This is a genomic window from Westiellopsis prolifica IICB1, assembly GCF_004323185.1.
Classification (GTDB): domain Bacteria; phylum Cyanobacteriota; class Cyanobacteriia; order Cyanobacteriales; family Nostocaceae; genus Pelatocladus; species Pelatocladus prolificus_A.
Genome location: NZ_NAPS01000007.1, coordinates 1 through 10,982, shown reverse-complemented (window position 1 = coordinate 10,982; position 10,982 = coordinate 1). Strand labels below are relative to the sequence as shown.

General features: G+C 39.3%; 20 protein-coding genes, 1 pseudogene and 1 CRISPR repeat array. Of the genes and pseudogenes, 14 read left to right on the top strand and 7 right to left on the bottom strand.

Annotated features, from left to right (window positions below; translation table 11 throughout):
• Positions 1 to 25 precede the first annotated feature (25 nt).
• A CRISPR array of direct repeats spans positions 26 to 421; the repeat unit is 36 nt; unit sequence GTGTCCAAACCTTTGATGCCGCAAGGCGTTGAGCAC.
• 231 nt (positions 422 to 652) lie between these two features.
• Positions 653 to 986 (top strand): annotated as a pseudogene (trxA, locus tag B4U84_RS28985) (thioredoxin).
• A gap of 432 nt (positions 987 to 1,418) precedes the next feature.
• Positions 1,419 to 1,664, top strand: coding sequence for a hypothetical protein (locus B4U84_RS28980; protein ID WP_131121463.1), 246 nt, complete (start codon positions 1,419 to 1,421; stop codon positions 1,662 to 1,664).
• Between the two features lie 261 nt (positions 1,665 to 1,925).
• Here the strand turns inward: B4U84_RS28980 and B4U84_RS28975 are convergent, their stop codons facing one another.
• Entirely contained in the window at positions 1,926 to 2,486 is a 561-nt protein-coding gene (locus B4U84_RS28975) for an HD domain-containing protein (protein WP_131121501.1), read from the bottom strand.
• Between the two features lie 128 nt (positions 2,487 to 2,614).
• On the opposite strand from B4U84_RS28975, the gene B4U84_RS28970 reads away from it, so the two are divergent.
• On the top strand, positions 2,615 to 3,034 hold the full coding sequence (locus tag B4U84_RS28970) for a hypothetical protein (protein WP_131121500.1): 420 nt from the start codon (positions 2,615 to 2,617) through the stop codon (positions 3,032 to 3,034).
• A 22-nt stretch (positions 3,035 to 3,056) separates the two neighbouring features.
• Here the strand turns inward: B4U84_RS28970 and B4U84_RS28965 are convergent, their stop codons facing one another.
• Together B4U84_RS28965 and B4U84_RS28960 are read right to left on the bottom strand one after the other, a co-directional pair.
• A complete protein-coding gene (locus B4U84_RS28965; protein WP_131121499.1) occupies positions 3,057 to 3,374 on the bottom strand; it encodes a hypothetical protein in 318 nt (105 codons plus the stop codon).
• The gene (locus tag B4U84_RS28960) at positions 3,349 to 3,588 is read right to left on the bottom strand and encodes a hypothetical protein (protein WP_131121498.1); all 240 of its coding nucleotides are present in this window, start codon (positions 3,586 to 3,588) and stop codon (positions 3,349 to 3,351) included. Before B4U84_RS28960 ends, B4U84_RS28965 begins: the two co-directional genes overlap by 26 nt.
• 12 nt (positions 3,589 to 3,600) lie before the next feature.
• Between B4U84_RS28960 and B4U84_RS28955 the strand changes: the two genes are divergently transcribed.
• From B4U84_RS28955 to B4U84_RS28930, 6 genes are all read left to right on the top strand, one after another.
• Positions 3,601 to 4,566: an HNH endonuclease gene (locus tag B4U84_RS28955; RefSeq protein ID WP_131121497.1), complete on the top strand. Its 966-nt coding sequence runs from the start codon at positions 3,601 to 3,603 to the stop codon at positions 4,564 to 4,566.
• Between the two features lie 115 nt (positions 4,567 to 4,681).
• Positions 4,682 to 5,542, top strand: coding sequence for an AcrVA2 family anti-CRISPR protein (locus B4U84_RS28950; protein WP_131121496.1), 861 nt, complete (start codon positions 4,682 to 4,684; stop codon positions 5,540 to 5,542).
• 2 nt (positions 5,543 to 5,544) lie between these two features.
• Positions 5,545 to 5,796, top strand: a complete 252-nt coding sequence (locus tag B4U84_RS28945) for a hypothetical protein (RefSeq protein ID WP_131121495.1) — start codon at positions 5,545 to 5,547, stop codon at positions 5,794 to 5,796.
• Between the two features lie 144 nt (positions 5,797 to 5,940).
• Positions 5,941 to 6,123 (top strand): hypothetical protein, encoded by a 183-nt coding sequence (locus B4U84_RS28940; RefSeq protein WP_131121494.1) that lies wholly within the window; start codon positions 5,941 to 5,943, stop codon positions 6,121 to 6,123.
• The gene (locus B4U84_RS28935) at positions 6,107 to 6,355 is read left to right on the top strand and encodes a hypothetical protein (RefSeq protein ID WP_207391036.1); all 249 of its coding nucleotides are present in this window, start codon (positions 6,107 to 6,109) and stop codon (positions 6,353 to 6,355) included. The genes B4U84_RS28940 and B4U84_RS28935 overlap by 17 nt, the downstream gene beginning before the upstream one ends.
• A 20-nt stretch (positions 6,356 to 6,375) precedes the next feature.
• Positions 6,376 to 6,585 (top strand): hypothetical protein, encoded by a 210-nt coding sequence (locus B4U84_RS28930; RefSeq protein ID WP_131121492.1) that lies wholly within the window; start codon positions 6,376 to 6,378, stop codon positions 6,583 to 6,585.
• An 89-nt stretch (positions 6,586 to 6,674) separates the two neighbouring features.
• On the opposite strand, the gene B4U84_RS28925 is transcribed toward B4U84_RS28930, so the two are convergent.
• A protein-coding gene (locus tag B4U84_RS28925; RefSeq protein ID WP_242677760.1) for an IS630 family transposase occupies positions 6,675 to 7,729 on the bottom strand; the annotation gives its coding sequence in 2 pieces (ribosomal slippage) (positions 6,675 to 7,334 and positions 7,337 to 7,729; 1,053 coding nt in all).
• A 91-nt stretch (positions 7,730 to 7,820) separates the two neighbouring features.
• Here B4U84_RS28925 and B4U84_RS28920 point away from each other — a divergent pair.
• The 5 genes from B4U84_RS28920 to B4U84_RS28900 are packed head-to-tail and all read left to right on the top strand — an operon-like array spanning position 7,821 to position 9,735.
• Positions 7,821 to 8,261: a hypothetical protein gene (locus tag B4U84_RS28920; RefSeq protein WP_131121491.1), complete on the top strand. Its 441-nt coding sequence runs from the start codon at positions 7,821 to 7,823 to the stop codon at positions 8,259 to 8,261.
• 1 nt (position 8,262) lies between these two features.
• On the top strand, positions 8,263 to 8,655 hold the full coding sequence (locus tag B4U84_RS28915) for a hypothetical protein (protein WP_131121490.1): 393 nt from the start codon (positions 8,263 to 8,265) through the stop codon (positions 8,653 to 8,655).
• A complete protein-coding gene (locus B4U84_RS28910) occupies positions 8,639 to 8,842 on the top strand; it encodes a hypothetical protein (protein ID WP_131121489.1) in 204 nt (67 codons plus the stop codon). Before B4U84_RS28915 ends, B4U84_RS28910 begins: the two co-directional genes overlap by 17 nt.
• Positions 8,843 to 8,897: 55 nt before the next feature.
• Positions 8,898 to 9,227: a hypothetical protein gene (locus B4U84_RS28905; RefSeq protein WP_131121488.1), complete on the top strand. Its 330-nt coding sequence runs from the start codon at positions 8,898 to 8,900 to the stop codon at positions 9,225 to 9,227.
• Positions 9,220 to 9,735 carry a hypothetical protein gene (locus B4U84_RS28900; RefSeq protein WP_131121487.1) on the top strand — a complete coding sequence of 172 codons (516 nt, stop codon included), beginning with the start codon at positions 9,220 to 9,222 and terminating at the stop codon, positions 9,733 to 9,735. The genes B4U84_RS28905 and B4U84_RS28900 overlap by 8 nt, the downstream gene beginning before the upstream one ends.
• 59 nt (positions 9,736 to 9,794) lie before the next feature.
• On the opposite strand, the gene B4U84_RS28895 is transcribed toward B4U84_RS28900, so the two are convergent.
• From B4U84_RS28895 to B4U84_RS28885, 3 genes are all read right to left on the bottom strand, one after another.
• Positions 9,795 to 9,998 carry a hypothetical protein gene (locus B4U84_RS28895; RefSeq protein ID WP_131121486.1) on the bottom strand — a complete coding sequence of 68 codons (204 nt, stop codon included), beginning with the start codon at positions 9,996 to 9,998 and terminating at the stop codon, positions 9,795 to 9,797.
• A gap of 96 nt (positions 9,999 to 10,094) precedes the next feature.
• Positions 10,095 to 10,343: a hypothetical protein gene (locus B4U84_RS28890; protein ID WP_131121485.1), complete on the bottom strand. Its 249-nt coding sequence runs from the start codon at positions 10,341 to 10,343 to the stop codon at positions 10,095 to 10,097.
• Positions 10,344 to 10,504: 161 nt separating this feature from the next.
• Positions 10,505 to 10,981 carry a GIY-YIG nuclease family protein gene (locus tag B4U84_RS28885; RefSeq protein ID WP_242677759.1) on the bottom strand — a complete coding sequence of 159 codons (477 nt, stop codon included), beginning with the start codon at positions 10,979 to 10,981 and terminating at the stop codon, positions 10,505 to 10,507.
• Between the last annotated feature and the right edge of the window lies 1 nt (position 10,982).

The window sequence follows — 10,982 nt, the reverse complement described above, 5'->3', positions numbered from 1 at the left end:
TATCATCAATTCCAATGGCGAACGCGTGTCCAAACCTTTGATGCCGCAAGGCGTTGAGCACAATGACGGTGTAGTGGTTGAAACTGTCACTGGTTGTGTGTCCAAACCTTTGATGCCGCAAGGCGTTGAGCACTGGTGCGGGTCCAGTGGAGAAAATCAAAAGAGCGATCAGTGTCCAAACCTTTGATGCCGCAAGGCGTTGAGCACCATAGATAATAGTAATAGTAATTAGTATAATTGTTCGTGTCCAAACCTTTGATGCCGCAAGGCGTTGAGCACTTACCAATTGGAAAGAAAAAGACTACACCAGCGCGTGTCCAAACCTTTGATGCCGCAAGGCGTTGAGCACTTCGGGGAGGTGTAAGGGGTAACGGGTTCATCTACCGTGTCCAAACCTTTGATGCCGCAAGGCGTTGAGCACAAGAAAGCGATCGCCCCCAATCTCCCCAATCCCCCAACACTCCATCCCCAGCCCAAAGCTACGACCCCAACAAGCGATCGCCAGTTGAGAGAGCGATCGCTCGTAGTATATAGTTTGTACAGTCACCTTGTTTTGTTATACCAATTTTCTAAGCTATATTCAGAACTTTTACTCTACAAGGATTTTAGACTTTAAGATTCTGTGCAAGCTCACAAAAAGAGGAATTAAAAAATGTCTGCTGAAAATGATATAGTTGCTTACATTCAAGAAAATGAATTTGATGCTCTTTTAAGTGAACAGAAAGTTGTTGTTGTTGACTTTACTGCTACTTGGTGTGGGCCATGCCGTCTTGTCAGTCCGTTAATGGATCAACTTGCACAGGAATACCAAGGTCGCGTCAAAGTCGTTAAGGTAGATGTGGATAACAACAAGCCGATGTTCAAAAAATTTGGTCTTCGCAGCATTCGGTGCAGTTTTAATTTTCTTTGATGGTGAGTTAGCAGAAACAATCGTAGGAGTATCCCCCTACGAGCAATTTAGCAATGCTGTTGACAAGCTTGTTTAGTTTGTTGAAAGGTACGAGTAATACAAGTTTTGGAAATCGAGCGATTCTCCAAAGGAGACGCTACGCGAACGCACCAATTAGACCAGCAAATAATATTTCAGTGATTGCATAATAATGAGATGCGATCGCACACTTCTATTTATATAAAAACCCCAATTGCAACCTGCTCTTAACTCTTCAAGTAGAGTCAAGAATTAATTAAAAATGCAGTAGCGCCTGCCTGTATTGAGGTTGGCGCTATTATTATTTTTATATACAAAAAACTGGGTGCGTTCGCGTAGCGTCTCCTTTGGAGAATCGCTCAATTGAAGGGATGATACACAGGAGTTCGCGCATTAATTAATAGCTGGTGAAATAAATCATCATGGGGGTAGAAGTGTAAAAACAAGAAACTAGGTAATTTAAGAACGGCGGCAATTTTATAGATATACAATGACACGAGAAGTTACGGATGCTGACGGAATCACTTGGACATGCACACAGGCATATTCAGGTCTTTCGGATGAAAAGGAAAACAACACAGCTGCTCAAGTAAATGAGGAGCGCGATACATATTGGGTTGTCTGCACACCCAGCGGCGGCGCTAAATCGGTGCGGCTCGAACTACCTGGTGAATGGGAAAATTCCTACTCCGATGAGGATTTGTTGAAGCAAATTAAGACGGGCTTGGAGAAATAAGGCAAATTCACGAGCTTTGGCACTAAAGCGAGGAGCAAAAATGTTGGGGCAATTTTTTGATGTTGCGCGATCGCTTTTATATGGGTATTCTCAAACGTCAAATTAAATTTAATATTCTGTTGTAAATGGCGATTTTCCTTGCTTAATTCGATTATATCGATACTCTCAAGCGTCAAATTAAATTTAATAGGTATCTTAGCAGTTCATCTATCTACTAGACATCTCCAGAAATGGGGTATTGACGTTCATTTTCGCAGATGTCTACTTGATAAATGCCTTGTAATCTTCAATTTTTTTAGCAAAACGTGAAGCCAGAAATGGACTTGCATCCTTGAGAGCTTCATAAATCTCAATAGCTTCTTCTCGATATCGAGTAATTTTATCTTGAGTCCAGTAGTGTGGTGGTGGCTGTAGGTTGCTAATTCTATCTGCTAATTTTACCATCCATATTTCTTGCGGTTGTTGTTTTATCCTTTGTAAACTATCTGCCATCTGAAGATGTTTGGCTAAACTATTATCTTTTGTTAAGGCAAGTACACCATTAGCTACAGCTTCACCAAATTCAGTTTTTATTTGCTCAAAAGTTGTATTGGTATCTTCAATTGTGTCATGTAAAATCGCGCATTGAATTGCTAAATTTCCATCATGTTCTTGTTCTACACTTAAGGCTGCAATTACTTCCATACTCACAAAACTCAAGTGCATGATGTAAGGCAGGTTTGTACCTGGCACTTTCTGTCCTTGATGTGCATGGGCTGCAAATTTGTAGGCTTTGATATAAGTATCTTGTGACCAGTTTTGTAAACTTTGAGATATTTCCATTTATGCTTGCAATAACAATAAGTTTATAGTCAAGTAATTTGGTACACTATATATTGTAAATTAGTAGTAAAATGACGAAGTTTAAGTATAGTAAATAATCTGAGATTTAGGATTTAATTAACAAAATTATGGAAACAAAGCACAATTATTTCATTATCTTTGACACTTCAGAGGGAGCATATTTGTGTTTAAATCCTGATAACAAAGGTTTATTAACTTATTCAACCCCAAAACAAGCCTGTGATGCTTTCGAGTTGGGCTACAAAGAGCATCATCAACAACAATCAGCAACTTGGTCTACTAGTGCGGCATTGCATTGGTTAAACCTACAACCATTTGTGGTAGCTTTAAGTGCCAGCCTAAGCCCAATGGAAGTGTTAACCACACTTTCTAATTCAGATACCCCAGACCTAAAGGTGTATTCTCTGTCTAGTATTGCTGTACGTCATGTTAAGGGAGCTAAAGTTGATTTAAATACTTGTCGCAGTTATGAAGTATCAAAGGTAGAGTTAATTAACCCTAAGTGGTGGCAAGAAGAACCTGCTTAATATCTTCTTCCGTGTCACTTCATTACTCCTCAATAAGTTCTAACCCTGTCTCTCTTGCTACCCGTTGAGCCAACGATTCTCCAAAAGGGCGAGGGTTGGCTTGCAACCACCGTGAAAACTCATCCAAAATATTGACGTAACTATTTATATGCTGCTCTAACCAATCTGCCTCAGCTGCATAGCCCATATCATCAAGTGCAAGTATGACACAGGCATAGCTAAACATATTGCACTGTCCACTAGCTCTAACTTCAGCCAGCGCTTCCATTAAAAGTGGGGGGCGATGCCTTTCAGCAAGCCGCAGAGCGTCTACGCTACCCGATAATGTTTCCTTCCTCATCCCGCTTAACTTCTACCACTTTTACATTAAATCTTTCCCAAGGCTCGACAGTAAACCCCGCCTCGGTTTCGTCGGGATATCTGGTTGCCATTATTTGCCATGCAGCTTCTTCTGTCTCAGCCTTAATATAGTGTCCCTGTCTGGCTTCGATGTTATCTCGACCAAGACAGTCGTGCAGGTATAATGCGTTACGTGTACAGCGATATTCGCGCATAAACAATTATCAATGACAAAAGATTTAGCTTACTATGTTAAGAAATTTTCTTCCAGGTCTGTTGTTGGCAAGATGGGCTTAAATGTTAGTCCTGATGCGCCCAATAAGCCGATTTTGCTGCTGTCGGTAATTGAAATGATAGCAACAGGGCAGATAACCAAAAACCAAATCCCCTTCAACGCCGAACTTATTGCCACTTTCCTCAAACTGTGGAGCCATCTAGAACCAGAACGTAAGCCTGATATTGGGTTGCCGTTTTACCACCTCACCAGCGATCGCTTCTGGCATTATCAAATGAAACTGGGGTTTGAATCACTGATTGCTGCTAAGGTCAAAATCCGCACTCCCAGCACTATCAGGGAAACCGTTGAGTATGTTTACTTAGATGATGAACTGTGGCAGATTCTCCAAAACGAGAGCGATCGCACTGTACTAACCCACACACTCATTAATTCGTGGTTTAGCGAGTGTACAAAGGATATAGAGCCACTACTACAAGTTAATGCCTTTGCTGAGTTACAACAACAACTGCAACGCTCCGGCGGTAAGGTTTACAAACCAGAAGAATTGGAGGATGAGCAAGCTGTAATTGTTCGGGATGGTGCATTTCGTAAGCTGGTTGTCTCTACCTACAATTACCGTTGTGCTTTTTGTGGTCTACAAATCCTTGATACTAAGGGTCAAAATATCGTCGATGGGTCACACATCAAACCCTTTTCTCAGTTCTATGATGACAGGATTGATAACGGGCTTTCATTGTGTAAAAATCACCACTGGGCATTTGACCGCTTTTGGTTCACCCTTAACGACGACTACACCATTGTTGTGGCTGACAACCTGCGCGAAGACTCACCCAACGCTAAACCGATGCGGGAATTTAGAGGCGATCGCATTATCCTACCCAGCCAGCAACAGTATTATCCAAGGCTTGATGCTTTAGCATGGCATCGAGAGGAATTTTTGAGACGTGCTGCGTAGGGTGTAGGTTTAATGAGCAGCCGCGCCCAGGCGATCGCACTTTGATAAACTGCAACAAAGTCGCTTTGATCGATAATATACAGGGAATCTAACTCTTAATTGTAGAACGCAGTTGATGACCAAAAAGCCTAAAGGTTGGTACAAGCAAATTGTTATTCGCCCCGTCGTGCATGTGGACGGTTACGAAAGCTATGAGAAAATATGCGGTTATGTTGCTGATATTTACTTTTCAGTAGATGAACAAAGGCTTGAAAAACAACTAAGAATCAACCCCAAGGATTCAAGGTATATTACTCTCTACACGCTTTTTAAAGTAGGGCAAACCAAATGTCCTGCTTATTGGGTGAATAATGATTTGTTAAGTGCATTGATGCAATCAAATTTAGATGTTGAAGTTGAAAATTTGCAATGGGCAATGAAAACGGGTTTTTTGATGTTGCCCAAGGGTGCAATTCTTTCTCCTGAAAAACGCAGTATTGATGCAATTTTTTGGCATTTTGATGATGATTTTCTTTATTGGGCGGCAACTGATGGAGCTAGTTCTTTCTGTCGCCGATTTAAAATTAACGATAACTTAAAAAAGTTTACATATACTGATGCTCAAGATTTCAATCCACAGGAAGTTAAAGAATTTAATGAATATCTACAAGCTATTTTCTTGCGTCTAATTTTAATTATGGAATGCCGTCCTGAACTTGTAGATCCTGAAGAACAGAGGCAGAAAGTGACTATTAATAAAGGATTTGGCAAAGCGCAAGCACAAGACTTTTATCAACCACTTTGGATTGGTGGAAATTATCGCCTCAAGCGTGAGGGAACCCAAAGCAGTGAAGACAGTGGCGGTAAACAAGGTGGAACCAAAAGCCCCCATTGGCGTAGAGGATTTATACGCAACCAACCTTATGGAGAAGGTAGGCAGCAAAGAAAACTAGTGTGGATTGAGCCAGTTTTAGTAATGGGTGGAAAAGAATTATAAGTATGAAATACTATTTTTATCGATGCTACTACAGAAGCAATTCCTCAGCAGGGTTACTTTACACCTCTAAAAACGATACAGTTATTTTAACCACAACCCGAAATTTAGCATGGTGTAAAAAATGGAAAACCTTAGCAGGGGCTAAAAAGAATCTTGAAAAATATAATAAACTTTGGCAAGAAGAACATGAAGAAGGTTTTCTAGAAATAGAAGAAATTGAATGGGATGCCAGCCCTGACAAAATAAAAAGCTAATAGAGGTTGTTGCAAATCGTCTTAGCAATTAAACGACGGCGATCGCATCTGTCAGCCCAGGAGCAATATTATCCGCGCTTGAATGAGTTGCGCTACCATCGTGAGAAATTTAGGTTATGTTTGCTTGAGGCATAGATATGGAATTTGATGAAGACCCAAACAACCCTTGAGTATTTAGTTAAGCAATTAGTAATCAAATTTGCCGAAATTAATGGTTATGAAATTCAACCATATATGGATATTCTAAAAATGGAAGATCCAAGGATTAAGGTTTGGCTAGAAATGGCAGAAGTTGCTTATGATTATTTAAATGAAAACTTATTTTAATGTAATGATTGACGAACAATCCAAAATAGATGAGCTTTTTAAACTTCTTGAACCACTGAATAAAACTCAAGGAGAGCATTCAGTAAGTGTAACTTTCTTTCCCGGAATCAAAGGTGGTGTTATTAATTTTATGTTGGAATGGAAAAATTTTATCGGCGAGAAGGAATTTGATGATATTGATGAAGCAATAAGATTTGCACATGAGCTTCAAAAACAAGCAGGTTTTGAGTAGATTAGGTGAAGGTACTCCCTATGTATACTGCTTACCCGTATGTAATTAAAAATGATAGCGGCGCATACCTACAACACGATGCAACGATGACAAACCCCATCTGGGGCAACATCGACACCGCCATGCACATCCGCCACTACATTGGTGCAGTCACGATTCAAGAAGTAACAGGTGGCTGGGTCTTTCAACTCAAGGGCGATCGCTATGAATACAATTTTGTTTGTATATAAACCTAAAGCCTCTGTCATTCAATGATTACAAGTTTATTTTTGAAGAGTAAGTAGGTGGGTGGGAAAATTTATAAGTATGTAACGAAAATTTAACCAGAATGATTGGAGTTAAATTTGACACGTTTCGTACTGTAGTTTCCTCTTTCTCCCCTAGCTTGAATTCCATCAATTACAGCGTAAGCAAGGTCTAACTCATCCTCAAAGGTTTTCGAGGCTAGTTCATCTTTTTTGAGGTGTTGCCACTCCAATTCAATCGGGTTCATTTCCGAACAATATTTGGGTAAAAAGAAGATGTACAAACCCCGAAGTTCCCACTTCGACCATAACTGCTGTACCTCTTTGCATCGATGTATTGGGCTGTTGTCCTGGACTATTACTCTGATGCGTCCAGACTTTTCGGCTTCAAGTGCTTCTTGTTCCATCATCTGGATATAAGACTTGCGGTGAACGCCCCCGATCACCAAACCGTAAACAAAACCGATCAAAGGTTGGAGAAACCCGATAATACTTAGTCTTCGACCACGACGCTTTGTTTGCTCCAAACGTTTTTGTTCACCTTTAAAGTAATAGGTATAGCCTGGTTCACTCCACAGACAAAACCCTGATTCATCTAGATACTTGAGGTCTATTTCTCCGGCCGCCGCAGATAATTCCAGCATCTCTAGGTCTGCTTGTTTCTGCGTTCGGAGTATGGGGTCTTGTTTTCCTTTGTGGCTCTTTCTTGCCCGCTTCCAATTGACCCCCTTTTTTTGAGTACCCGTCTTAATCTGTCGGGACTCAGTTTAATCGAGCGTTCAGTTTCTAATTTTCTTGCTAATTGAGGACTATTGTATGTACGTGGTTCTTTTTTGAGGCATTCTTCCAAAAACACTATGTCCTCTTCTTTCCATTTTGCTTTCCCTCCTCTACCACGTAGTTCCCAAAGTCCTTCTAGACCATGCTTTTTCCATTTGTGCAAAACTTCTCTTACTGTCTGTGAAGTCCAATTGACATGAGCCGCTATTTTTTCCACATACCAACCGTGTGCGTTTAACCTAATTACTTCTGCTCGGTCTTTAACTTTCTGTGGTACGTCTGCCGTTCTCAGGTTTAACAGGGTTCTGTCTTGTTCACGAGTTAGGAATACCCTTAAACGCGCCCCCATATCTTAGTTACCTTGGTAAATTTTTTCTCCGTATTTACTTATCTTCACATAGTTTGGTTTTTTCGTGCCTACCTACTTAAATGTCAAAATAATGAACACACTACAACTAAAATTAGGAGATAAAGTAGGAGTATTTTTCTACGATGATTGGCGTGGTAGTAAAGCCATAATTGATGAAGTTATACATATTTCATCTAGTGGTACAATTACTCTAAAAAATGGTACTCGCTACAACCGAAATGGAAGAGAAGTAGGTGCTTTGGGTGAGGCAACTTATCTGTGTACACCAGAAAAGGCACAGGCGATTATTGAAAAGGCTTCCGCACCACCACAGGATAAAGAAGTGATAGATGCGATAGACCCATTAGAAAAAAGACGTAATAAAGCAGCTAAACTAGCAGTGAAATCAGCAATTCAAGCTCTAAATCAGTATGGTTGGTATGCTGATATTAATGGAGAAATGGATGCACTTGAATCTGAGTTACAACAGACTATACTATCTTATCTTGAACGATATGAACCTTTAGATTAAAATGGAAACTTTGGAGACACTACAAGCAATTAACCTGGCTGTTCAAACGTTAGCTCAAATTGAAGAACTTTCAATTGATGATAATATTAAAGAAAAACTTACCAATAAAGTCTTAGAAACAATTGGTATCGAAATATCTCAAGATAAAAAATATGTACGTGGAAGCCAAGAGAAGATTATTAGAACCATTAGAAAACTAGGTGGTAGTGCCACTCGTGCTGATATTGCTGCCAGTACAGGCATGGACCCTAACGCAATTAGTTCATTGCTGAGTAAATTAAGTAAAAAACGTATAGTAGAAAAAATTTCACTTGAGCAACCATCCATCAGAAATGGTAGAGGACTAGAACCTGAGTTTATCTATAAACTTGTAGAAAATGAAAATCAAATTTGAATTAATTGAAGGACTACCTGAAGATCATGGAACCTATCTTTTTTTACTAGAAGATGGTTCTTTGAAAGAAGGATATTTTAGCTCTTTTCCTTTCCCCCATCATCAAGAAGATGTGAGAGTTGCTAACTGTGAAACTGAAGAATTTTATTATTATAAAGTTGTAGGTTGGCTTAAGCGTGTAGAATAAATACTCTCATAACATATTCAATTGTCTTCTGACAACATTAAGAGGTTTGAATAATATGGCTAATAACGAAGTGATAGGTAAAGTGTTTCAAAACCAAGACTACATGACAACAGAACAGCAAAATATTGCTGAAGAATTTCAACAAATGATAGAGGCTGAGTATGCATTGTGTACTAGCCAGATGAAAAAAACTAATCAGTTAGCAACGTCTGGAATTACATCAACCAATCCAAATGACAAAATATCAATCAATTATGCATGTCTGGAAATTGATGCAATTCGTGAATATTGGATGAATCGTTTGGTCGCAATGATGCAAATTGTAGAGAAACGAAACCCAGTTTTAGCAAAAGAACTAGCAAGTCAGTATTTGAATCATGAGTAACAATTTAGACCGCCTCTTGGAAAAGATAAAAGAACAAGCAGACTTAATTGATAAACTTAACCAACGTTCCGATTTTCGCTATAAAAGTACCCAAACGTTAGTTTTAGAATATGGACAACCTTTTACTATAAAGATTAAACCACCATTTAAAGGTGAACCTAAATCATGCTTTGAAAACTGCTTTCAAGCATTGTTGAAGTATCCAAATTTTTACTACTGCGAGGGATTTGCAATTGATGATGAATTACCACTTGCAGTATCTCACGCTTGGCTTATTAATGAAAAAGGGGAAGTAATAGACCCGACTTGGATAGGTGAGCAATACAAAGGTAGCGTTTATTTTGGTGTGGTATTTGATAGAGAATTCGTGTTTGAATTTGCCAGAAAAACCAAACACTATGGAATTTTAGATAGCGATTATATGAATGAACACAAACTCAAAAGAGAAGGATTTCCGCCTCATGCACTCCACACCATATTTCATTCTTCTACGAGCGTGATTGAGTGAAACATTTTTGGGTGCGATCGCTTGATTTAAGTGATGATGCACATGAGCGATCGCACTATTCAATCATCTGGAAACTGCCAAGCTGAGATACTTTCTATGTCTTTGCTGCTACATTTTACACACGTTGCTTCGGCACTTGAATCCATCCACTCATAGCCACAGGCACGACAATGACAGAAAATATTATTGCGGTTGGCGTCTTTTATACCCGAATGCCATTGCTGTAGTTGATCAGGATTGGAGAAAGGAAAATTATCAGACATTTCAATCAGCCTTTATCTTCAGCTTACAAATATAAAACCACACTGCCCAAACAGTGTGGTGAGGTTTAGTATAGAAATTTTCAAATAGCAGAGTTGCTACTCTAAATCTTCATCTTCATCCCTAATATCGCTTAAAATATCATCAAGAAGTATGCCATCAACAGAAGAACCAGGGCATTTACTTTCGTCAAAAAATTTATTCAAAATTAAACTTGCTGCAATAGATTCTACTTCTTCTTGTGACATATCACTACGGGAGGCAGAGAAAGTATCTGATTCATACTCTTTGATTCCTGCTAACATTGTGTTAATCGCTTTAGTTAATTTTTCAGAGTATTGAGACATACGCTTTTTTAGTAGTTATTATTTTTTATGTTTGATAATATTTTAACATAAATTACTTATTTAATTAAACAATATCCTGGTTATTAAAATTAATAAATAACAGAATTTTATGAATATAATTTTTTGTACATGTGAAGAAAAAGTTGATTATTTTTCTATCACTATTTCCCAAACGGTTGCCCCCATCTCTCCCACATTTCTTTATTGAAGGGTGACTTCCACTTTTGAATTAGCACCTGCTCCAACTCTTGCCGAGCTTTTCTCTCAACCGGGGCATCCCACCAAAACGCAATATTAACCGCAGTCTTTAAGCCATACTGATAATGCAAGTCTTGATAGCTGGCGATGTAATCTTTGCAATCGTGTATGCCCTTCCAGCGTTTATTAGAGCGGCACGTCTCACCAATGTAGAGGATAAGGTGAGCAGCATTATCAACTACAAAGTACAGACAGCTGTCACCGGGGCTATCTGCTGGCATCCGGTAAAAGGATAATGATCGCACCTGTAACTGCAACGGATCAATCTGGTCTGGGTCGCAGTGCGTTGGGGCAATGTCAAATAATGTCACCTGCTGAGGTGGCTTGCTCTGCCTCACTCGCTGCTGATAGTCCAAAATTTGAGATTTCCACTGCACCAAA

Bases quoted from the DNA above. Each gene is read 5' to 3' on its own strand.
- B4U84_RS28980 (WP_131121463.1), top strand. From the start codon at position 1,419: ATGACACGAGAAGTTACGGATGCTGACGGAATCACTTGGACATGCACA.
- B4U84_RS28975 (WP_131121501.1), bottom strand. From the start codon at position 2,486: ATGGAAATATCTCAAAGTTTACAAAACTGGTCACAAGATACTTATATC.
- B4U84_RS28970 (WP_131121500.1), top strand. From the start codon at position 2,615: ATGGAAACAAAGCACAATTATTTCATTATCTTTGACACTTCAGAGGGA.
- B4U84_RS28965 (WP_131121499.1), bottom strand. From the start codon at position 3,374: ATGAGGAAGGAAACATTATCGGGTAGCGTAGACGCTCTGCGGCTTGCT.
- B4U84_RS28960 (WP_131121498.1), bottom strand. From the start codon at position 3,588: ATGCGCGAATATCGCTGTACACGTAACGCATTATACCTGCACGACTGT.
- B4U84_RS28955 (WP_131121497.1), top strand. From the start codon at position 3,601: ATGACAAAAGATTTAGCTTACTATGTTAAGAAATTTTCTTCCAGGTCT.
- B4U84_RS28950 (WP_131121496.1), top strand. From the start codon at position 4,682: ATGACCAAAAAGCCTAAAGGTTGGTACAAGCAAATTGTTATTCGCCCC.
- B4U84_RS28945 (WP_131121495.1), top strand. From the start codon at position 5,545: ATGAAATACTATTTTTATCGATGCTACTACAGAAGCAATTCCTCAGCA.
- B4U84_RS28935 (WP_207391036.1), top strand. From the start codon at position 6,107: ATGAAAACTTATTTTAATGTAATGATTGACGAACAATCCAAAATAGAT.
- B4U84_RS28930 (WP_131121492.1), top strand. From the start codon at position 6,376: ATGTATACTGCTTACCCGTATGTAATTAAAAATGATAGCGGCGCATAC.
- B4U84_RS28920 (WP_131121491.1), top strand. From the start codon at position 7,821: ATGAACACACTACAACTAAAATTAGGAGATAAAGTAGGAGTATTTTTC.
- B4U84_RS28915 (WP_131121490.1), top strand. From the start codon at position 8,263: ATGGAAACTTTGGAGACACTACAAGCAATTAACCTGGCTGTTCAAACG.
- B4U84_RS28910 (WP_131121489.1), top strand. From the start codon at position 8,639: ATGAAAATCAAATTTGAATTAATTGAAGGACTACCTGAAGATCATGGA.
- B4U84_RS28905 (WP_131121488.1), top strand. From the start codon at position 8,898: ATGGCTAATAACGAAGTGATAGGTAAAGTGTTTCAAAACCAAGACTAC.
- B4U84_RS28900 (WP_131121487.1), top strand. From the start codon at position 9,220: ATGAGTAACAATTTAGACCGCCTCTTGGAAAAGATAAAAGAACAAGCA.
- B4U84_RS28895 (WP_131121486.1), bottom strand. From the start codon at position 9,998: ATGTCTGATAATTTTCCTTTCTCCAATCCTGATCAACTACAGCAATGG.
- B4U84_RS28890 (WP_131121485.1), bottom strand. From the start codon at position 10,343: ATGTCTCAATACTCTGAAAAATTAACTAAAGCGATTAACACAATGTTA.